The 20,242-nt window shown below is 57.8% G+C and carries 16 protein-coding genes; 8 read left to right on the forward strand and 8 right to left on the reverse strand.

What is annotated here, in order from left to right; translation table 11 throughout:
- Positions 1–22 precede the first annotated feature (22 nt).
- Complete coding sequence (locus RAE07_RS09940; protein ID WP_023021795.1) at positions 23–601, forward strand: HNH endonuclease family protein; 579 nt, start codon at positions 23–25, stop codon at positions 599–601.
- Between the two features lie 44 nt (positions 602–645).
- A complete protein-coding gene (locus RAE07_RS09945) occupies positions 646–1,095 on the forward strand; it encodes a hypothetical protein (RefSeq protein WP_023021796.1) in 450 nt (149 codons plus the stop codon).
- A gap of 20 nt (positions 1,096–1,115) precedes the next feature.
- Here RAE07_RS09945 and RAE07_RS09950 read toward each other — a convergent pair whose 3' ends face one another.
- Complete coding sequence (locus RAE07_RS09950; protein ID WP_316327364.1) at positions 1,116–2,342, reverse strand: HNH endonuclease signature motif containing protein; 1,227 nt, start codon at positions 2,340–2,342, stop codon at positions 1,116–1,118.
- 148 nt (positions 2,343–2,490) lie between these two features.
- Positions 2,491–4,350, reverse strand: a complete 1,860-nt coding sequence (locus tag RAE07_RS09955; protein ID WP_317001776.1) for a DEAD/DEAH box helicase — start codon at positions 4,348–4,350, stop codon at positions 2,491–2,493.
- A 142-nt stretch (positions 4,351–4,492) separates the two neighbouring features.
- Here RAE07_RS09955 and RAE07_RS09960 point away from each other — a divergent pair, with 142 nt between their 5' ends.
- On the forward strand, positions 4,493–5,338 hold the full coding sequence (locus RAE07_RS09960; protein WP_239208276.1) for a hypothetical protein: 846 nt from the start codon (positions 4,493–4,495) through the stop codon (positions 5,336–5,338).
- On the opposite strand, the gene hutI is transcribed toward RAE07_RS09960, so the two are convergent.
- Entirely contained in the window at positions 5,335–6,504 is a 1,170-nt protein-coding gene (gene hutI / locus RAE07_RS09965; RefSeq protein ID WP_023021800.1) for an imidazolonepropionase, read from the reverse strand. The two genes, RAE07_RS09960 and hutI, sit on opposite strands and share 4 nt — an antisense overlap.
- Positions 6,505–8,181 (reverse strand): urocanate hydratase, encoded by a 1,677-nt coding sequence (gene hutU, locus RAE07_RS09970; RefSeq protein ID WP_239206546.1) that lies wholly within the window; start codon positions 8,179–8,181, stop codon positions 6,505–6,507.
- 187 nt (positions 8,182–8,368) lie between these two features.
- Here hutU and RAE07_RS09975 point away from each other — a divergent pair, with 187 nt between their 5' ends.
- Positions 8,369–9,154 carry an SGNH/GDSL hydrolase family protein gene (locus RAE07_RS09975; RefSeq protein ID WP_316327367.1) on the forward strand — a complete coding sequence of 262 codons (786 nt, stop codon included), beginning with the start codon at positions 8,369–8,371 and terminating at the stop codon, positions 9,152–9,154.
- Here the strand turns inward: RAE07_RS09975 and RAE07_RS09980 are convergent.
- From RAE07_RS09980 to RAE07_RS09990, 3 genes are all read right to left on the reverse strand, one after another.
- On the reverse strand, positions 9,137–9,727 hold the full coding sequence (locus RAE07_RS09980; protein ID WP_259824381.1) for a flavin reductase family protein: 591 nt from the start codon (positions 9,725–9,727) through the stop codon (positions 9,137–9,139). The two genes, RAE07_RS09975 and RAE07_RS09980, sit on opposite strands and share 18 nt — an antisense overlap.
- A 73-nt stretch (positions 9,728–9,800) precedes the next feature.
- On the reverse strand, positions 9,801–11,354 hold the full coding sequence (gene hutH, locus RAE07_RS09985) for a histidine ammonia-lyase (RefSeq protein WP_023021804.1): 1,554 nt from the start codon (positions 11,352–11,354) through the stop codon (positions 9,801–9,803).
- Between the two features lie 78 nt (positions 11,355–11,432).
- The gene (locus tag RAE07_RS09990) at positions 11,433–12,140 is read right to left on the reverse strand and encodes an IclR family transcriptional regulator (RefSeq protein WP_005323462.1); all 708 of its coding nucleotides are present in this window, start codon (positions 12,138–12,140) and stop codon (positions 11,433–11,435) included.
- Between the two features lie 186 nt (positions 12,141–12,326).
- Between RAE07_RS09990 and RAE07_RS09995 the strand changes: the two genes are divergently transcribed.
- The gene (locus RAE07_RS09995) at positions 12,327–13,712 is read left to right on the forward strand and encodes an amino acid permease (RefSeq protein ID WP_200287733.1); all 1,386 of its coding nucleotides are present in this window, start codon (positions 12,327–12,329) and stop codon (positions 13,710–13,712) included.
- An 11-nt stretch (positions 13,713–13,723) separates the two neighbouring features.
- Complete coding sequence (gene hutG, locus RAE07_RS10000; protein WP_316327369.1) at positions 13,724–14,656, forward strand: formimidoylglutamase; 933 nt, start codon at positions 13,724–13,726, stop codon at positions 14,654–14,656.
- A gap of 8 nt (positions 14,657–14,664) precedes the next feature.
- Here hutG and RAE07_RS10005 read toward each other — a convergent pair whose 3' ends face one another.
- Complete coding sequence (locus RAE07_RS10005) at positions 14,665–16,011, reverse strand: YjiH family protein (RefSeq protein WP_239208270.1); 1,347 nt, start codon at positions 16,009–16,011, stop codon at positions 14,665–14,667.
- A 133-nt stretch (positions 16,012–16,144) separates the two neighbouring features.
- On the opposite strand from RAE07_RS10005, the gene RAE07_RS10010 reads away from it, so the two are divergent.
- Both RAE07_RS10010 and RAE07_RS10015 read left to right on the forward strand, forming a co-directional pair.
- On the forward strand, positions 16,145–16,540 hold the full coding sequence (locus RAE07_RS10010) for a (deoxy)nucleoside triphosphate pyrophosphohydrolase (protein ID WP_248098971.1): 396 nt from the start codon (positions 16,145–16,147) through the stop codon (positions 16,538–16,540).
- Between the two features lie 147 nt (positions 16,541–16,687).
- Positions 16,688–19,810: a DUF3427 domain-containing protein gene (locus RAE07_RS10015; protein ID WP_317001777.1), complete on the forward strand. Its 3,123-nt coding sequence runs from the start codon at positions 16,688–16,690 to the stop codon at positions 19,808–19,810.
- The last annotated feature ends 432 nt before the right edge of the window (positions 19,811–20,242 follow it).

The following is a 20,242-nucleotide window of genomic DNA, read 5'->3' on the forward strand; positions in this document are numbered from 1 at the left end:
ACTCCACGCAGTCCAATAGGACATGAAGTCCTATTATCTGGCCGCGCTATCATGCGTCACCGTCCTTATCGGCGCATGGTATGCGTGGCCTTTTCCACGTTTTGAGGTCGATACCGTAGCTGCACGCCCTAACGCCGCTGGTTACAATCGCGATGATTTCGGCATCTGGCAGCCCCACGGTGCCTGTAGCACCCGCGAGGCCATTCTGGAAAGCCAGGCCAGCGATCCCCTCCACGATTGCCATGCCCGCAGTGGGACCGTCTATGACCCTTATAGTGGCACCACCATTCCTGCCACTTCACCCATAGAGATCGACCACATCTTTCCGCTCTCCGCGGCCTATGACATGGGCGCTTCCGAGTGGGACCGCGAGACCAAAGTGCGCTTTGGCAACGATCCGCTCAATCTCGTAGCCACCAGCCGCAAGCTCAACCAAGAAAAGTCAGATGCTCTTCCTGCCGAATGGCTTCCGCCGACCAACCGCTGCGAATATTCTCGCCGCCTCGCAGACATCGCCCGCAAGTACTCGCTTCCGCTCCCTTCCGCGGACGTGCGCGCCATGCAAAGGCAATGTCGGATAGCCCTACTCACCGGAAATTGATTAGGGTAAATGTGGCAACTTTCCGCGATTGAAGGGTTCTTTCAATGACTACTTTCCTTGTATTCCTCCACGTGGCTGCAGCTATTCTCTTAATCGGTCCAGTCTGCGTATCTACCTCCAGCTTCCAGACGCAGATGGCAAAGGCAGCACAAGGTGAGCACGCAGCACTAGGCTCCGCCCGCGTTCTGCATAACATAACCAATACCTATGGCTACATTTCCGCTATTGTGCCTATCCTCGGGCTCGGCGTATTTCTCTCCGATATCAGCGCCTACAAGTCCGAGGTAAACTTCCACATCGCCATCTTGGTTGCCATCGTCGCGTGGTGCTTGCTCTTCTTCGTCATCATCCCTAAGCAGAAGAAGGCAATGGCCTCCCTCGAGTCAAACGAAACCTTTGACTACGCGGCGGCAAAGAAGCCACTGTCCGCGTTCGGTGGCGTATTTAACCTCCTATGGATCATCTGCCTAATCCTGATGTACGTCCACTTCTAATTGGTCTTCTAGAAGGCCATCTACTCTTCCGGGACAGTTTCTTCGCTGTCCCGTTTCTCGTTTTCCAGCTCTTCTTTCAATCTCTGTGCATCCTCGTGCGCATTGTGCCGACGCCGCTGTGTCGCCTGCGCCACCGTCTGCGCCCACCTCCGATTTTTCGCTGCGAGTGGCCCGCTAGCTTCGTCATAGACCCACGTGGAATCCTCAAAAAGCCAGACTATGTCCCCACTAATCGGATCCTTTATATAAAAGGCCCGCCCATCAGTCTTGATGTTGTGGTGATGTTGGCATAGGCACGCAAGATTGGCCGCCGCCGTAGGCCCTCCTTCGGCAAAGTCGTGTCGATGGTCCATCTGGGAAGCCATTGCTGGCCGCGTGCAGCCGGGCCATCGGCAGGTTCCGTCGAGTCCTTCCACAAAGGCACGGATATGGGGCGGAGTTACGTAGTTTCCACTTTCGTCCTGTGCTGCCTTTTCCATATCGCGGACGGTTGTCGCCCGCGTTTGCATGTCGTCGGCAACCTCTGGCGAGACCCAACCCAAACTTTGAACGAAGGCTGGCGCATCAGGAAGATCGCAGCGGTACATATTGAGCACCACCTTCGCCTTGGCTTCAGCCTTGCCGGTGAGCAGAGCAACTGCCGCTTGGGCCAAGGAAATGTCCTTCTCCGTAGCCACGCTGCGGATATTTCGGTCAATGATTTCGGCGGTTTCTAGGCCCACGTCGAGACAAACTGCAGCCCACTCCCCTCCCGTGGGCTCGAGGTTATAAGACTCCTTACGGCGTGGATCGCGTGCGGCGATAGTGGGATCGAGGCGGACAATAAGCTCCCGCAACTTACGCCGCAGGTTGCGATGGGAGGGCAATTTTTGGTTGGGGCGCTTGGGGGTGAGGTAGGTGGTTAATTCGGCGTCGATAAGCAGCCGTTTATCGGCGTCAATCTCCCCTAGCTTGGAAAGTGTCTGGTCGATAGTAACTAAGCGGTCTAAATCTAGGTGGTAGAGCTCTTCCTGCCGCGCTTGAAGGTGTGGTAGCTCCTTTAAGCGCTCAAAGGCGAAGATAATATTTCTAATTCGAGACTGCCGCGTACCAGTAAGGTCCGACAACGATTGGCTGATGATTTCGATATCCTCATCCGGATCTGGATGCAGGCGCCTCCATAACAAGTATTCGGCCTTGCGTATGGTTGTAGCTGCTCGTGAGGTTGAATTTTGTGAATTGGTATTGGCAAAGTAGGGCGCATTCATAGACTTCCCCCGCAGAAGTTTCCCTAGAACATGTTTGCGCTTTTAGTATATAAAATCGCTCCGACACGCTACCCCCGTTTATAGTAAAACTGCTGGTCACAGCGCATGAAAAAATGGGCCTCCGAAGAGGCCCATTGAGTCGAAAAATTTAGTCGCGCCAGCGTCCACCGCGCTTGCGTCCACCGCCGTGATCACGGCGTGATGGTCGGCCGGTGTCCTTTTGAATATTGATGAGCTGGCCGGAAATGCGCGTATCTTTTAGGCGCTTGAGCACAGCTGGATCCAAATTCTTCGGCAGGTCCACCAAGGTGTGGCCTACCGCGATGGTGATGCGTCCAAAGTCCTTGGCGGACAAGCCACCCTCATTGGCGATGGCACCCACGATGGCTCCCGGGCGCACATTTTGCCGCTTGCCGACGTCCAATCGGTACGTCTCAAAGTCACCATCCGGCCGCTTTGGCCCACGGCCCTTGCCGCCACCCTTGAAGTCGCGGTCGCGCTTGCGATCGTCACGACGGTCGCGCTTTGGCTTCGGAAGCGGTTTGTCTTCCATCAGGAAGTTCTTGCCGCCTTGCAGCATAACGGCGAGGGCTGCAGCAATATCGTCCATGGCCGCGTTGTTCTCCTCGGAGTACTTGCGTACCAAAGAGCGGAAAAAGTCCGCCTGCTTATTGTCCATGGAGTTGGTAATGGACTGCGCGAACTTTTCCTTGCGCTTTTCATTGACCTCATCGACGGAAGGCAAATCCATTTCTTCCAAGCGGGCATTGGTTACGCGCTCAATGGAACGCAGCATGCGTCGCTCGCGCGGAGTGACGAACAGGATGGCTTCGCCAGAGCGCCCCGCGCGGCCGGTGCGGCCGATGCGGTGCACGTAGGACTCGGTGTCGTTAGGAATATCGAAGTTAACCACGTGGGTGATGCGGTCGACGTCGAGGCCACGAGCGGCAACATCGGTAGCCACGAGGATGTCCAGACGGCCATCCTTGAGCTGATCGACGGTACGCTCGCGCTGCGCCTGCGCAATATCACCGTTGATGGCTGCGGCGCTAAAACCGCGGTCCCGCAGGGTCTGGGCTACCTCTTCGGTCTCGTGCTTCGTGCGGCAAAAGACGATGATGGCATCATAATTAATGACCTCAAGGATGCGGGTGAAGGCATCCATCTTCGCGCGATGCGGGATGAGGAGGAAGCGCTGCGTAATGTTGTCATTGGTGCGGCGCTCGGACTTCACCGTGACCTCGGCAGGGTTGTCGAGGTAGCGCTTAGACAGGCGACGGATAGCGTTCGGCATGGTGGCCGAGAAAAGCGCCACCTGCTTGCGGTCCGGGGTATCCTCCAAGATGCGCTCAACGTCTTCCTGGAAGCCCATGTTCAGCATCTCATCGGCCTCATCAAGGACAAGGAACTGCAGCTGAGACAGGTCCAGCGAGCCCTTCTCCAAGTGGTCGATGACGCGGCCTGGAGTACCCACGATGACCTGCGCACCGCGACGCAGCCCGGACAGCTGAATGCCGTAGGCCTGGCCGCCGTAGATAGGCAGTACCTCGACGCCCTTGAGAGATTCGGCGAAGGACTGGAAGGAGTCTGCCACCTGCAGGGCCAGCTCACGGGTTGGCGCGAGCACAAGTGCCTGCGGGTGACGGGCCTTGGCATCAATTTGCGACAGAACCGGCAGCGCGAAGGCCGCGGTTTTGCCGGTACCGGTCTGGGCAAGGCCGACTACGTCGCGGCCTTCCATCAAGATCGGGATGGTTTCTTCTTGAATGGGGGACGGCTTGGTAAAGCCTACTTTCGCAACGGCTTCCAGAATCTTCTCTGGCAGGCCAAGATGCGCGAACCCCTGGGAATTGTCGTTGGCCGAGTCTTGAGACTCAGCGCCGGTGTCCTCAGAAGTATTCGCAGCCCTGGTGTCCTTGGTGACACCTTGCGAGTTGTCCTGAGATTCCGACTTTTTAAAATCTTCCGGCTCGTTGACGCCGCCGGTGGCGTTATCGGTAATGCTCATTGCTTCACCAACCCTACGCGATTGTGGCTATAAACTCCATTGCGCAGCTCCTAGATTTTCCTAGCCCAGATTTCCTGCCCTGTTCGAAGCAGTTCGAAAACACCGAAGTGTGGTATCGGGGCGGTCTTCTACTGTGCAGCCTATGAGTCATCCACGCCCACGATTCCTTGACGACCAAGCACGTATCCGTGCCAAGCTAAGTTCTTATCCAGGGTTCAGCACGGAACTGGACCCGCCGGTAGACCTTTATCTGTCCTCGCTGTCTACGGGCCTGATCTATCCCACTAGGCGCAGCCCTCGGCCACAGAGCGGAGGGTATGTACACATTACAGACCGGCGTTTTCATCTAAACCCCGTCTTTCGCATAACCGGGGTGGAGGATAATTTTGAATTTTATGTGGTGGAGCTAGATCCAGTGCGCTTTCACCGCACGGAATACGCCGCACGCCCAAAGCTTCTTAGCCTCGGCAGCGTGGTGGACAACGAGAACACAACCTACTTTCCGGTGGAGTTTGATTTCGCACCCCGTGGCAAGTTTGTGACCTTTAGTGCCGTCGATAAGCCTAAGATAGGCCACCTATACTCCTGCTTTACTTCACGGCCTCGGCACCCTTTATGCCTGCGCATAGAATCCACGGAGGACAAAAATGGGCTGGTGCGTGCCCAAGTGAGCGAGGTCTATAGCGATTTTGAACGCGGAGAAAGAAAAGGACCGCGAAAGGACTATGGGCCCGACAACCTCCCCTACCGGCCACCGGCTATCACCCGCAGGGACGTAGAGATAGAGCTAGGGCGCTTTCGTCGCCTCTACGACCCAGAGTCGTGGACTGTCCACGGTGCACAAGACGAAGAAACCCTCTTTATGGTGGAAGATCCGGATGGATCGCGCGCAGTCTTTATCGGCAAGAAGGATGCGTGGCTACATATGACAAAAGAAAAAGGCCGCCGGCTATATCAGATAGCGGCGACCTTTCTAGCAGAGCGCTAGGCTCCGGCGATAAAGGTGCGATAGCTCAGCGGCATGCCTGGGCGGTAGGCCAAATGCACGGCGCTGGGGGCGTCGAGTACGTGCAGGTCGGCGGCGGCACCTTCCACGATGGTGCCCTTAGCGGGTCGGCCCTGCGGGTCGAGACCATTGCCCACGTTGTGGCGACGCAGGGCGGTAGCCCCACCGGTGGTCGCCGCGTGGATGGCCTCATCAACGGACAGGTACTGCTGGAGGACCGCGGTGGTCACGCAGTAGTTCATCGAGGAGGTATAGGACGTGCCGGGGTTGAGGTTGGAGGCGATGGCGAGGGTTGCGCCGGCGTCGAGAAGCTTGCGTCCTGGGGCTAGCGGCTCGCGGGTGGACAGATCGCAAGCCGGCAGCATCGTGGCCACGGTATCGGAGTTAGCCAGCAGCTCGACGTCCTCGTCGCTCAAGTGATTGACGTGGTCTACCGAGGCCGCACCCAACTCCACGGCTAGGGCCACGCCTGGGCCTTCGCCCAGCTGGTTGCCATGCACACGCAGGCCAAGGCCTAGCTTCTTACCGGCTTCCAGTACGCGCCGGGATTGTTCCTCGTTGAAGGCTCCGCGCTCGCAGAAGACATCGATCCACTGCACATAGGGAGCTACTCCCTCAAGCATCGGGCCAACGACTTCGTCGAGGTAGTCTTCCGCATCTGCTCCTGGCGGCACTAAGTGGGCACCAAGGAACGTCACGTCATCTACGTGGCGGGACGCGACCTTAGCGGCCTCTACCTCGGACTCGGTGTTGAGGCCGTAGCCCGTCTTGGTCTCGAAGGTGGTGGTGCCGCCGCGACGGCCAGCGGCCACGCGATCTGCCACCAGCTTATCCAGGCGGTCGGTACCGGCCTGGCGAGTGGCGTCCATGGTTACGGCGATGCCGCCAGCCTCATAGGAGCCGCCGGAGATGCGGGCCTCAAACTCAGCGGAGCGGTCACCGTCGAAGACCATGTGGGTGTGCGAATCGACCCATCCCGGCAGGACGGCGCGGCCACCCAGGTCCACCTTCTCATCGGCGGCCGGCGCTTCGGATGCCGGGCCAATCCAGGAGATGGTGCCGGATTCGGCTACCAGGGCGGCGTCGTTAAGCGTGCCGCGCTCGCTGACCGTACGGAGTTCTGAAATGCCGGTAAAAAGTGTGCTCATCTAGTCCCTTGCCTTGAATTCCATTGGAATGCGGACGCCGCGCTCATCGGCGACCTCCTTTGCGCGAGTGTAGCCGGAATCAACGTGGCGGATAACGCCCATGCCCGGGTCATTGGTCAGCACGGCGCGCAGCTTAGCCGCAGCAAGCTCGGTGCCGTCCGCAACGGTAACCTGGCCGGCGTGGATGGAACGGCCCATGCCTACGCCGCCGCCGTGGTGAAGGGAAACCCAGGTAGCACCGGAAGAAACTGCAGTCATGGCGTTGAGCAGCGGCCAGTCAGCCACGGCATCGGTGCCATCGAGCATGGCCTCGGTCTCGCGGTATGGGGAGGCCACGGAGCCAGAGTCCAGGTGGTCGCGGCCGATGACAATAGGAGCCTTGATCTTGCCCTCGCGCACGAGGTCATTGAAGAGCAGGCCAGCCTTGTGGCGCTCGTTATAGCCGAGCCAGCAAATGCGTGCCGGCAGGCCCTCGAATTCGACGTACTCCTCGGCGGCGTCGAGCCAGTTGTGCAGGTGCTCGTTATCCGGGAAGAGCTCCTTGAGCGCTTGGTCGGTGACCTTGATGTCATCTGGGTCACCGGACAGGGCGGCCCAGCGGAACGGGCCTAGGCCCTCGCAGAAGAGTGGGCGGATATAAGCCGGGACGAAGCCGGGGAATTCGAAAGCGCGCTGGTAGCCGGCCTTGCGAGCCTCATCGCGAATGGAGTTGCCATAGTCAAAGACCTCGGCACCCTCATCTTGGAATTCGACCATGGCCTGGACCTGGGCCGCCATGGACTCACGAGCCTTCTTGGTAAAGGTGGTCGGGTCTGCCTTGGCCTCGTTATGCCAGTCCTCCATGGTGATTTCAGAGGGCAGGTAAGACAATGGATCGTGGGCCGAGGTCTGATCGGTGACGATGTCCACGGTAAATTCCCCGGCGCGCTGGCGGCGCAGGACCTCTGGGAATACCTCGGCAGCGTTGCCTACCAGGCCTACGGAGAGCGGCTTCTTGTTTTCCTTAGCGTCAAGAACCAGCTTGAGTGCTTCATCTAGGTCGGTGACAACCTCATCGAGGTAGCGCTTATGCTGGCGGCGCTTCAGGCGGGTTTCATCAACGTCGACAATGAGGCAGGCGCCACCGTTAAGGGTGACGGACAGCGGCTGTGCGCCGCCCATGCCGCCGCAGCCGCCGGTCAGGGTGAAGGTGCCGGCCAGGGTGCCGTTGAAGCGCTTCTTGGCCACGGCTGCGAAGGTCTCGAAGGTACCCTGCAGGATGCCCTGGGTAGCGATGTAGATCCAGGAGCCGGCCGTCATCTGGCCGTACATCATCAGGCCTTCATCCTCGAGCTTGCGGAAGTGCTCCCAGTTAGCCCAGTCTCCCACCAGGTTGGAGTTAGCAATAAGCACGCGCGGTGCCCACTCATTGGTCTTCCAGATGCCCACCGGCTTGCCGGACTGCACCAGCAGGGTTTCATCGGATTCGAGGTCCTTGAGGGATTCTACGATGGCGTCAAAGGCTTCCCAGCTGCGCGCTGCACGACCGGTGCCGCCGTAGACCACGAGGTCCTCGGGGCGCTCGGCAACCTCGGGGTCGAGGTTATTCATGAGCATGCGCAAGGGCGCTTCGGTCTGCCAGGACTTGGCGGACAGTTCGGTTCCGCGCGGGGCGCGTACTTCGCGTGGTTGAGACATGGCTTCCTTTCTTCGTGCTTTTCGACGCCCTCCCAAGTCCCCTAGGCCGGTGTCCCGGGGCTGTCCCCGAGGACTTGTTCGGCGTCACATGTCATAAAGTACTGTGACCCAGCTCTGTGTACCATGCCACATGAACCCTAACTGTCTCGTATATGAGACACAGGCGGGATGATCTACGATGGCCTGCATGCGCCGGTTCATCCCCTTCCTTTCCGCGGCCCTCGTCGCCGCTTGTTCCACCCCCGCCGAGGAGCCGCAGCCACCCCACTATGTCGCCCTGGGGGATTCCTATGCGGCCATGGGCTCAACTACGCTGCCGCTCGATCCGCCCAATACCTGCGTGCGCGCTCAGGATTCCTACCCCGAGCTTGCAGCCAAGGAAATGGACGCGGAGCTCACCAATGTAGCCTGCCAGGGCGCTAGCACCCTCGATGTGCTTTCCTCGGCCGGTGAGCACCCCGCCCAGGTCAACGCTCTGCGGGAAGACACCGACCTGGTAAGCCTGTCCATCGGCGGGAATGACGCCAGCTTCGTACGCCTTACCCAATGCGCCACGGATGATATCTGCCAGGCGGAATCCGGCCCGCAGATAGACCTGGAAATCCGCGATCTGCCCCGCCGCCTAGACAAGGTCTATAAGGAAATCCACCGCCGCTCCCCCGCCGCGAAGGTCCTAGCCACCGGCTACCTGCCATTGATTAAGCGTGGCGAGAACTGCCCCTACATAGAAAAAATCCCGGCCAGTGACCGGGAATGGTTGGCACGCTCCATCGAGCGCATCAACCAGGCGGTGCGCGAGGCCGCCGAGCGCAATGGGGCTATATACGTGCTTGCCGACGCCGCCTTAGACCACACCGCCTGCTCCTCCTCACCGTGGGTGGATTTCACGGGCCAGGAGACTAATTCCTTTCCAATGCACCCCACCCACGCGGGCCAACAGGCCATGGCCGATGCACTACGCGCTGCCCTCTAACCCGGCGCGCGCGGCGTCGTCGGAACCAGGCACGCGCATCTCGAACTTTTCTGTGACCACGGTGTAGTCAAAGTAGCCCATGCGTGCGATGGGCTTGATCTTGAGGATGTCGAGCTTGCCTTCCTCATCGATGACGGATTCATCGATATGGATGGTCTTTACATCCGCTACCACGAGGTCGATGCTGCCCACCTTGGAATTACCGGGCACGCGCAGCGTGGTTTTGTACTGGCACTCGAACTTCACCGGCGATTCTTTCACCATGGGAATGCGGTGATTGTCCGCATACTCCTTAGTAACGGAAAGGCGGTCCCACTCGCTGTCGCCATAGTCAAGCACCTGGGCGGATTTATTGACTTCCTCACGCAGGTCATAGGTGGCCATATTCCACACAAACCAGCCGGTTTCCTCCGCGTTAAGCACCGTGTCCTTGCGGCGACCATCCGGGTATTGGTTGGCCGAAAACATCACCATTGGTGGATCGAAAGTGAGGTTTTGCCACTGGCTATAAGGCGCGATGTTTTCGCGGCCCTCACCGTCCACGCTGGAAAGCCAGCCAATGGGGCGCGGCACTGTGCTCGCTTTAAAAGGGGAAAACGGCAAGGGGTTGGGCTCAGATTGTGGGTGCCAAGAAATGGTCGCCATATTAATCACGCAGCTTTCCGGTAGCGTTCTCAACGGCTTCGACAAGCGCACCCTCCTTAACCAGGCGCACGGTCTCCTCGATTTCCGGCGACAGGTAGCGGTCCACACCTGGCCCCTTGACGGTCTCGCGCAGCTTGGCGATGACCGCGCCGGTTCCCTTGGCTGGGGTGCCCTCGCGCATGTCGATAGCGCGGGCGGCGGTGAGGATTTCTACGGCAAGCACGCGCTGCAGGCCATCGACGGCCTTGCGTAGCTTGCGGGCGGCGGACCAGCCCATGGATACATGGTCTTCCTGCATGGCCGAAGAAGGAATGGAATCGGCCGAAGAGGGGTTGGCTAGGCGCTTCATTTCGCTCACGATGCCGGCTTGGGCGTACTGGGCGATCATGTGGCCGGAGTCAACACCGGGGTCGTCGGCAAGAAAGGCGTTCAGCCCGCGGTTGCGCGCCGGGTCCAGGAAGCGGTCGGTGCGACGCTCAGAAATGGAGGCCAAGTCCGCGGTGACAATTGCCAGGAAGTCAAGCGCATAGGCCACCGGCGCGCCGTGGAAGTTGCCGTTAGAGACCACGCGGCCATCCTTGGTCACCACCGGGTTGTCCACCGCGGCAGCCAGCTCGCGCTCGGCCACCTGGGCGGTGTGGGTCAACGTATCGCGGAATCCGCCAGCTACCTGAGGGGCGCAGCGCACGGAGTAGGCATCCTGCACTTGGTTCTTCTTAAACTCCTCGAGCGCGGCCTCCAAGATCTCAGAGCCTTCGGCCACCTGGAGGATATTAGCCGCAGCATCGGCCTGGCCCGGATGCGGCCGCAGCTGCTGCAGGTCATCCGCGAAGACCACGAGGGTACCCAGCAGGCCTTCCACGGTCATGGCGGTGGCAATATCGGCGGTCTTTGCGGCCGCGCGCAGGTCAGTGATGGCCAAGCAGAGCTGTCCCAGCATGCCATCGGTGCCGTTGATAAGCGCTAGGCCTTCCTTCTCGCGCAGCTGCAGCGGCTCGATGCCAGCTGCGGCCAAGGCTTCGCCCGCATCCTGCAGCTCGCCGTTCACGCGCACCTCGCCCTCTCCCAACAAGGCCAGCGCACAGTGAGCAAGCGGCGCCAAATCGCCGGAACAGCCCAGCGAGCCATACTCGCGCACCACCGGCACAATGCCGGCATTAAGGGCCTTGGCATACGTTTCCACCACTACGGGGCGCACGCCGGTGCGGCCAGTGCACAAGGTGGACAGGCGCAGCAGCATCAGTGCGCGGATGACTTCTTCTTCCACTTCCGGGCCGGTACCCGCAGCGTGCGAACGCACCAGGGAAAGCTGCAGCTGGGCGCGCATCTCCTCTGGGATATGGCGGCGAGCGAGCGCGCCAAAGCCGGTGGAAATGCCATAGACCGGGGTGGGATCTTGTGCTAGTTCTTCCACGCGCTCGCGGGTAGCGGCTACCTCTTCTAGGGCTGCAGGCGCAATCTCCACCTGCGCGCCATAGCGGGCAACGGCAACAACATCCTCGATGCTCAGCGCGCCGACGTTTACGGTCACGGTGGTTGGGTAGGCGTTAGGCATGGCAAATACTCCTCTAAATAAGGGATCAACAATTGTGATGTGTCGCGCGACAGCCTAACGCGATGAATGTATGCTACCTCACTTTTTGCGATTGCGGTACATTTTGGCCGCGACCTTGTCCGATACCTCTAGCAAGGCCCGAATAGCGGCGTCCACCTTCACATCCGGCGTCCCAACCGGATACGTCACCGCCACCGCCGCTGCAGGGCGGTCCAAGTGATCCAGGATGGGCGCCGCTACAGAGGCCTGACCGCGAGTAATCTCTTCGATCTCTTGATCCCACCCGCGTGCAGCCACCAAACTCAAGCGCTTTTTCAATGCAGCAAAGCCGCTACCTCCCGCAGTATCAAAGGCGGCGCGCACCTCCGCATCAGGCAGATGCGCCAGCATCACGCGCCCGGACGCCGTTTTATGTGCCTGCAGGCGCACACCCACCTCAGTGACCAAGGAGGTAGCACCCACCGCACGCACCTCTTGCAAATACAAGATTTCCGAGCCTGCCATACGTGACAGGTGCCCCGATCCACCCACCAGCGCCGCACACTGTTCCAAATCCCGAGTGGCCATGCGCACCAAGGGCTGCTGCGTTACATAGGCCGAAGCCATGGAATACGCTGCCAGGCCCAGTCCATACGTCTTGTGCTCCGGCAAATGGGCTACAAAACCAGCATCAACCATCTCCGCCAGCAGGTGGTATGTAGACGAGCGCGGCAGGTTGAGCTCACCTTGGATGCGGGCGGCGGATATAGGGACGTCGATGGTGGACAAAAGCTTGAGGATCTCCATCGCATGACGCGCCGCCGGGACTCTGTTGGTACTCACGGAGGGCAATTTTAAGCACCACTGTGGCGCTTATCAGTGCAGCACACGGCACCAAGTCTGAAATTCCAGACAAATAAATATGTTCCACGACACACATTGGACAAATAGAGACTTAGACTACATAAAACTTTTTATACGCTAGGAGATGCCATGTCCCAACACGGCCTTAAACACAGGCACCTGCACTTCATCGCCCTCGGATCCGCGATCGGCACCGGACTGTTTTATGGTTCAGCCGGTGCCATCCAAGCCGCTGGCCCCTCTGTCCTCGTCGTCTATCTCCTCGCCGGCGCGGTGGTGTATTTCATGCTCCGCGCCCTAGGCGAAATGGCCGTGCGCCACCCCATCACCGGCTCCTTCGCCGGCTACGCCCGCATGTTCATGGGCGGATGGGCGGGCTACATCACCGGCTGGATGTTCGCCTTTGAGATGGTCATCGTAGCGCTTGCGGACCTCACCGCCATCGGCGTTTATATGCGCTTTTGGTTCCCAGACGTCTCGCAGTGGGTTTGGGTTGCAGCCACCTTGCTCATCGTGGGCGGCGCAAACCTCGCCACCGTCAAGGCCTTCGGTGAACTGGAATTTGCCTTTACCATCATCAAGGTCGGCGCCGTACTCGCCATGATTGCCGGCGGCCTTGCGGTATTAGCCTTTGGGCTTTCTGATGCCCACACCACCGGCCCCGTCAACCTCGTCAACGACGGTGGCTTCTTCCCCAACGGCCCCACGGGCATGATCGCTTCTTTCATCCTCGTTCTCTTTGCCTTTGGCGGCACCGAAATCATCGGTGTTGCCGGCAGCGCCGCCCAGCACCCAGAAAAATCCGTACCCAAAGCAATCAATACGGTGCCCATGCGCATCCTGCTTTTCTATGTCCTTGCCATCGCCGTCATTCTCATGATCACCCCATGGCGCGAGATTACCGGCGAGCAGTCCCCCTTCGTCCAAATCTTTAATACCCTCGGCGTTTCCTGGGCTGCAGGTTTGCTCAACTTCGTGGTCATTACCGCCGCTTTATCGGCCATCAACGCCGACTTCTTCGGTGCAGGACGCGTCATCACTGGCCTTGCCCACCAAAAGCACGCCCCTAAGTTCATGTCCAAGGTAGTGCGTGGCGTACCCGTAATGACCACCATCATCCTCATCGCCACCATGATCATTGGCACCATACTCAATGCTCTCCTGCCGGAGAATGTCTTCGAGGTCATCGCCTCGCTAGCTACCTTCGCCACCGTGTTTGTCTGGCTTATGATTCTGCTGGCTCACCTGTACTCCCGGCGCGGAATGAGCACACAAGACGTAGCGAACCTCAAATACAAAGTTCCCTTCTGGCCCTATGGGCAGTACCTGTCCATCGCGTTCATCCTCATGACCTTCGGCATCATGGTCTGGCAACAGGAGTACCGCATTTCCCTCGTGGTGGGGGTGGCCTTCATCGCCATTATGACGGCGGTTTATTTCCTCACCAACCGGCACGAGGTAACACATGAGGATGAACCTACCGAAGAGCCAGAAGAACTCGTCGTTTCCGCCTAACATCGAAAACCATGAACACTGAAAAAGCTGAACTTTTCACCCCCGCCCCCGAATGGTCCGGCCGCACCGATGGCCCGGGACCAGAGCACGCGCGCTGGCATAGCGTTATCAATCAATCCACCGACTCCCCCGCCCCCGTAACCCTTCTGGGTTTTGCCTCCGATGAGGGCGTGCTGCGCAATGGCGGCCGCCAAGGTGCAGCCGCAGGCCCGGCCGCGCTGCGAGCTGCCCTAGGTTCCTTGGCAGTCCACCATGAGCATGCGCTTGCCGACGCCGGCACGATCACCACCCAGTCCGACGACCTCGACGGCGCCCACGATGCTCTTTCCGATAAAGTGGAGGAACTCGTCGGGGCCGGCACCCTCCCCATCATCCTGGGCGGCGGGCACGAGACTGCCTTTGGCTCCCACCGTGGCCTCTACCGCGCGGTAGGCGCCACCAAGATCATCAACCTGGATGCTCACTTCGATCTGCGCCGCGCGGACCAGGCCACCTCCGGAACCCCGTTCAAGCAGATTTCGGAGCTCACCGATGACTTCGATTACACCGTGTTGGGAATCTCCCGCCCCAATAACACCGCTGTGCTTTTCGACGAGGCAGAGAGCCTGAACGTCGCCATCACCCTGGACGAGGAACTAGTCAATCTCACCCCAGCCGAGTGCGCTGAGCTAGCCGCCAAGGCTACCGAGGACAAGGACAAGGTCCACTTGTCCATCGACCTCGATGTCCTGCCGGCATCCACCGCGCCGGGCGTATCCGCCCCGGCGTCTCTGGGCGTGAGCTATGAACGCATCCGCGCCATGGCCATAGCTATTGCACGGACGGGCAAGCTGGCCTTGGTGGACGTCGTCGAGCTTAACCCCACCTTCGACAAAGATAACCGCACCGCCAAAGCGGCGGCGCGGCTTATCGATGACATCGTCACGGCCCACATCAAGGCCTAGCTCTTAAATCAAAACAGCAGGTGAGCAATCGGCGTGGCGATAAGAATGGTCAGCGCCACGCGCTCAAACCAAATGATGACCAGGTGGGTCAGCTTCACCGGAATCTTGGTAGCCAGGATGCAGGGCACCAGCGCGGAGAAGAAGATAATGGCAGAGACTGCCACCACGCCGATGACGAACTTGAGCACCATGCTGTCGCTGCCTGCCACTGCGGTGGCGGGCAGGAACATTTCTGCAATTCCCATGGCCGCACCTTTGCCGGCTTGTACCGGCTCCGGCAGCTGCACTACCCACGCGAATGGGTAGAACAGGTAACCAATCCACTCAAAGATGGGTGTAAAGCGCGCCAGCAACAGGCCAATGAGACCCACCGACATAATGGAAGGCACAATGGCCGCCGCCATGCGGACGCCATCGCGCAAGTTCTCCCAGATGGACTCCCACAACGATGGTGCGCGTTGTAGCGCCAGCATCGCCTCGCGCCACGCGTTTTTGATGCGCGAGCCTTCTACCGGCTTTTCCGGATCTGGGTGCGCATCCGCAAAATACTCGTCCGGAATCGTCCGCAGCGGCGGAATCCGCACGGTAATGGCGGTAACCACAAAGGTCACGATGAGCGTGACAATGAAGTAGGTGCCCCAGACCTTCATCAGGTCAAGCTGCTTGGCCACGATGACCATGAAGGCCGCAGAGACCGTCGAAAAGCCTGTGGCAATAATCGCTGCCTCGCGGCCGGTATAGCTGCCCTTTTGGTAGACGCGGTCCGTGACCAAAATTCCGAGCGAATACGAGCCTACAAACGAGGCCACCGCGTCAATTGCTGAGCGCCCCGGAGTCTTCCACAGTGGCCGCATGATGGGCTGCATAAGCACGCCAACAAATTCCAGCAAACCAAAGCCAATGAGAAACGCGAGGAAAGCACCGCCAATCGGCACGATAAGCCCAACCGGAGTGGCAATGGAGTTCCACAAGAATGGCACCAGGTCCTCGTCACCGAGCACCCACGGCAGTGCGTCGATGACCATCAGGAACGAAACCACCGCACCCACAATATTGAGCACCGCAAAGACTGCCTGCAGCACGCTTTCTTTAAACGCGCCGGTAGTAAAACTGCGCACCGTTCCGTACACGGCCAAGGCAAAGATAATCCACGGCACCGCCGCAGGAATCCCCTCACGCACCATCGTGACCATGTGGTCCAAAGGAATGGAGCGCTTATCCTGATACGTCACCGGCAGGAAGAATACGAACGCGCCAATCGCGCTATATAAAAAGAGTTTCCACCGTCCCCCAGGCTGCGGGATTTCCCCGTCATGGCTCTGGATGGAGGAGTAAACCGATTCGGTAGAAGTCACAGTAAAACCGTCCCCTCAAGCTTGCCTACAAAAATCAAGCCCGCGTGACAGCCTTACGCGAACATTGGGGACATGTTATCTAAGTAACAGCTCACTGTCTAGACGTTTTCGAGATCCAAGGCACAATAGAGTCATGTCTAAACCCATTCGCGTCGTCGGCGCCGTTTTCCATGACGGCCAGCGCTTCCTCGCCTGCCGAAAGAAACCGGGCAAGCCATTAGAAGGCCACTGGGAATTTCCAGGTGGAAAGATTGAGCCTGGTGAAACGCCTCAGCAAGCTCTAGCTCGGGAGATACACGAAGAGCTTAACCTCAAAGCCGAGGTGGGAGCGAAGCTCGCGACAACAACTTACGAGTACGAATTCGCGACCATTGAGCTAACGACTTTCTATTGCACGCTTGTCGACGGCGACCTCCGCCTGACCGACCACGACGAAACGAAGTGGGTTACCCCCGCAGAGGCCGCCAGTTTGAACTGGGCTCCCGCTGATATTCCAGCGGTAGAAGCATTAGCTTCTAATCACATCTAAGGAACGAAAGTTCCTTTCTTTCATAGTATCCTTTCGCCAGAATTCGGCGGATATCCTCCGCTAAACGCAACACCAGCGGGAGAACACTTAGTCACTAATGCTCTCTTATGCCAATTTAGGATGCCCAGCCTTTAGAATTTGGTCATTATGAGCATCAGTCCCGACTCTTCCCTACCTTTCGGTGTATACGAAACCCCCATTACGTCCCGTATTCGCGAACGAATGGAGGAAACGTTAAACCAACATCCTGCTGCAGGATTCGGTATCGGGCGAAGCTCCGATCAGGAAGCTCAGGGCCGCTATACTTCGGCGGTTTCTCAACACATCGGCTCACTCTTAGAGCACCGTCTCCGTAGTTTGAAGTCGCCCGAGGACCGCGTTGCCCTCATCAACACCATTGCGCTTCTGCTGGGCGATGATGAAGGAATCGATTCCGAGGAGCTCCTCTATGCTGTGTACAACTCCGGATTAGCGGATCCTCCCCTCCTTCCTGACGTTTCACTCACCAAGAGCGCACTATTTACCAATGCCCGGGGAGAATCTAGTTTAACCAGCGAGATCGAAAGAGAAATTAAAACGGCCGATTCGGTAGACCTGCTGTGCGCTTTCATCAAGAATTCCGGCATTAGCGTCCTCGATAGACAGCTGGAGTATCTTCGCGATAACAAAATCCCATTCCGTCTTCTTACTTCTACGTACTGCGGTGCGTCTGACGCAGCAGCGCTCAAGCGATTGGTCGAGAAGTATCAGGCAGACGTGAAAATTTGCTATGAACACAAATCCACTCGCCTTCATGCCAAAGCTTGGCTGTTCCGACGAAAATCCGGTTTCGACACTGCATTTATTGGTAGTTCTAACCTGTCAAGGTCCGCTCTTGTCGATGGTTGGGAATGGAATGTCCGCGGCTCTAACACCGCAACACCGGAAGTGATTGATAAGTTCATCAAGACTTTCGATAGTTACTGGCACGACAGCCACTTTAAAACCTTCGTCCCAAATAGTGACATGGAGCGTCTCGAGCGGTCTCTACGCATAGCCAAAGGCGGTGAATCGTCCGGAGCACTTCGCCAATTGGAGCTTTCTGGCCTAGAGGTAACGCCTTACCCATACCAAGAAGAGATGCTCGAGGCTTTGCGGTCAGAGCGGGAGATAAAGGATCGACATCGAAACCTTCTGGTAGCTGCGACAGGAACTGGAAAGACCGTAGTTGCTGCACTAGATTATCGAAATCTTTGCGAACAATGGAAGCGACGTCCCCGATTGCTCTTCGTGGCTCACCGGAAGGAAATTCTTCACCAAGCCCGACGGACATTCCGAGAAGTTCTCAAAGACGCAGACTTTGGCGAGCTGCTTGTCGACGGCGCCGAGCCGCACCGTTGGGATTTTGTCTTTGCCAGCGTGCAATCCCTACGTGCTTCCCGTCTAGAACAGCTAGATCCCAAACGCTTTGATGTCGTAATAATCGACGAGTTTCATCACGCACAAGCTCCGACCTATAACACGCTTTTAGACCACTTCCAACCACGAGAGCTCTTAGGCTTAACAGCTACGCCGGAACGTGGTGATGGCGAAAACATTCAGAAGTACTTTGACTATCGCGTAGCCCATGAACTGCGTTTGTGGGATGCTTTGCGTTTGCAGCTGTTAGTTCCCATGCATTACTACGGGATCGCTGATGGGACGGACCTTTCTTCGTTGACCTGGATCCGAGGCAAGAAAAACTATAACTCCAGAGAGCTCTCCGAGTTCTACATCAAAGCAGGAGAAAAGCGCACCCGCTTCATTATTAACGAGCTGAACCGGCGCATTTTCGATCTCTCGGAGATGAAAGCGATCGGATTTTGCGTCACTATCGCTCACGCAAAATATATGGCAACGCAATTCCAACAATTTGGAATCCCAGCGCGCGCTGTAACGAACGAACTCTCTGCCGCCGAGCGGGCCCAGGCCATTAGAGATCTGGAGACGGGTGAGGTCAAAGTTCTGTTTTCTGTAGATATATTTAACGAGGGCGTAGACATTCCTGCTGTTAACACCTTACTTTTGCTCCGCCCGACGCAAAGCCCCGTGGTCTTTCTGCAACAACTAGGTCGCGGTCTCCGTCTATCTCCAGGTAAAGACTCCTGCGTCATTTTCGATTTCATTGGCCAACAGCATGCGGATTTTGATTTCGAGCGCAAGTTCCGTGCCCTAACTCGGAAACGGGGCAAGCGCTTGACCGAAGAGATTGAACAGGGATTTCCCACAACTCCGCCGGGGTCACATATTCAGCTAGACCAAACGACAACCGAGCAGGTTCTTCGCAATGTCAAGAAGATCTCACGAAATTCACTACGCAAAGTACGTGCATTACTTTCTGAAATTCGAACTACAGATCTTAAAGAGTTCCTTGAGGAATCAAATCTCCAGCTAGAAGATATCTACCGCCCCTCAAAGTATTCGTGGACGCGGCTTCTTCGTGAAGAAGGCCTTATTCAGCAGAACACCAATGAGACTGAAACATTTCTGCTCAATCGGATTCGGGTTTTCCTGCACGTCAACGATCCGCACCGAGTCGACGCCTATCTGCGCATCCTTTCCACCCCAGATCTCCACTACGCCGACATGGCTCAATCCGATCAAGCCTTCACCCGAATGCTCGTCCTCGGGTTCTGGGCGAACTCAAATTCTCCGCATCCCGGTTCCTATGACAAGGCTCTGTCAATTTTGCGCCAGCACCCGCAGGTCGCTTGGGAATTGCAACAGGTTATGCAACTGTGCAGTGACTCTTCTCGAATCATTCCGCAGCATAGCGAGACTTCTGTGTTGGAAACGCACGCGGATTATTCATTGGCCGAACTAATTGGTGCTTTGGAGACTGGGAGCCTTGCACAACTTGTAAACCTTCCCCGCGAGGGCGTGAAATACTTCCCGGATATCAATACGGACCTGTTCTTGGTGACGTTTCAAAAAGACGAACAACTAAGTGCCTCTACGAATTACCGAGACTATCCAATTTCACCCGATCTATTGCACTGGGAATCTCAATCAACAACGACGCTGAAGTCGAAGGCGGCAAAACGCTACATCGGCCATCAGAATCGTGATGGCAAGATTCTCATAGCCTCGCGCTTTAATAAGAAAAACGAAGTTGGTACAGCGAGCGCCTATACCTATTTAGGCGCTGTGGATTATATGTCACACCATGGAGAAAAGCCGATCCAATTCGAATGGAAGCTCCAGCGAGCAATGCCCAAGGCGCTCTACGCTGCCGGAAGAACGGTGGCATAGACGGCCGATCGAAAACTGAAATCTGCGTTTTCCTGATAGAAAAGCACCACCCTCCCTATAGTGATTAGCAACACAACTAATCGAGAGGGCGCCATGAGTCATTCCCGCGAATCAAATTCTGCCCGACCTGCAGGCAGCAGGCACGACGCCGCAACGACAGACCAGGCCAGAGTGAAATGGGCTTTAGTCGGTCCAGGATTAGTGGCCGCAGCGACAGGTGTCGGTGCTGCCGACCTAGTGGCCACCATGATCGCCGGCCAGCGCTATGGCTACGCGCTCCTTTGGGCGGTCATCGTGCTGTCAAGGGGTGAATGCGCCACTTCGACCGGGAGGTAGTTGTGACGCGTTGGACTCCGAAGGATGTTAAGGATGCTGCTGTTGAGCGCGTGGTGGCAGGCGAGGCAGTTAGCCTGGTCGCGCGTGATGTGCCTG

It is taken from the genome of Corynebacterium nasorum (assembly GCF_032821635.1).
Classification (GTDB): domain Bacteria; phylum Actinomycetota; class Actinomycetes; order Mycobacteriales; family Mycobacteriaceae; genus Corynebacterium; species Corynebacterium kefirresidentii.

What these genes read in the sequence shown, in the direction of transcription:
- RAE07_RS09995 (WP_200287733.1), top strand. Translation starts at nt 12,327, where the DNA reads ATGTCCCAACACGGCCTTAAACACAGGCACCTGCACTTCATCGCCCTC.
- hutI (WP_023021800.1), bottom strand. Translation starts at nt 6,504, where the DNA reads ATGAGCACACTTTTTACCGGCATTTCAGAACTCCGTACGGTCAGCGAG.
- RAE07_RS10015 (WP_317001777.1), top strand. Translation starts at nt 16,688, where the DNA reads ATGAGCATCAGTCCCGACTCTTCCCTACCTTTCGGTGTATACGAAACC.
- hutG (WP_316327369.1), top strand. Translation starts at nt 13,724, where the DNA reads ATGAACACTGAAAAAGCTGAACTTTTCACCCCCGCCCCCGAATGGTCC.
- RAE07_RS09945 (WP_023021796.1), top strand. Translation starts at nt 646, where the DNA reads ATGACTACTTTCCTTGTATTCCTCCACGTGGCTGCAGCTATTCTCTTA.
- RAE07_RS09950 (WP_316327364.1), bottom strand. Translation starts at nt 2,342, where the DNA reads ATGAATGCGCCCTACTTTGCCAATACCAATTCACAAAATTCAACCTCA.
- RAE07_RS09955 (WP_317001776.1), bottom strand. Translation starts at nt 4,350, where the DNA reads ATGAGCATTACCGATAACGCCACCGGCGGCGTCAACGAGCCGGAAGAT.
- hutU (WP_239206546.1), bottom strand. Translation starts at nt 8,181, where the DNA reads ATGTCTCAACCACGCGAAGTACGCGCCCCGCGCGGAACCGAACTGTCC.
- hutH (WP_023021804.1), bottom strand. Translation starts at nt 11,354, where the DNA reads ATGCCTAACGCCTACCCAACCACCGTGACCGTAAACGTCGGCGCGCTG.
- RAE07_RS09990 (WP_005323462.1), bottom strand. Translation starts at nt 12,140, where the DNA reads ATGGAGATCCTCAAGCTTTTGTCCACCATCGACGTCCCTATATCCGCC.
- RAE07_RS09975 (WP_316327367.1), top strand. Translation starts at nt 8,369, where the DNA reads ATGCGCCGGTTCATCCCCTTCCTTTCCGCGGCCCTCGTCGCCGCTTGT.
- RAE07_RS10010 (WP_248098971.1), top strand. Translation starts at nt 16,145, where the DNA reads ATGTCTAAACCCATTCGCGTCGTCGGCGCCGTTTTCCATGACGGCCAG.
- RAE07_RS09960 (WP_239208276.1), top strand. Translation starts at nt 4,493, where the DNA reads ATGAGTCATCCACGCCCACGATTCCTTGACGACCAAGCACGTATCCGT.
- RAE07_RS09940 (WP_023021795.1), top strand. Translation starts at nt 23, where the DNA reads ATGAAGTCCTATTATCTGGCCGCGCTATCATGCGTCACCGTCCTTATC.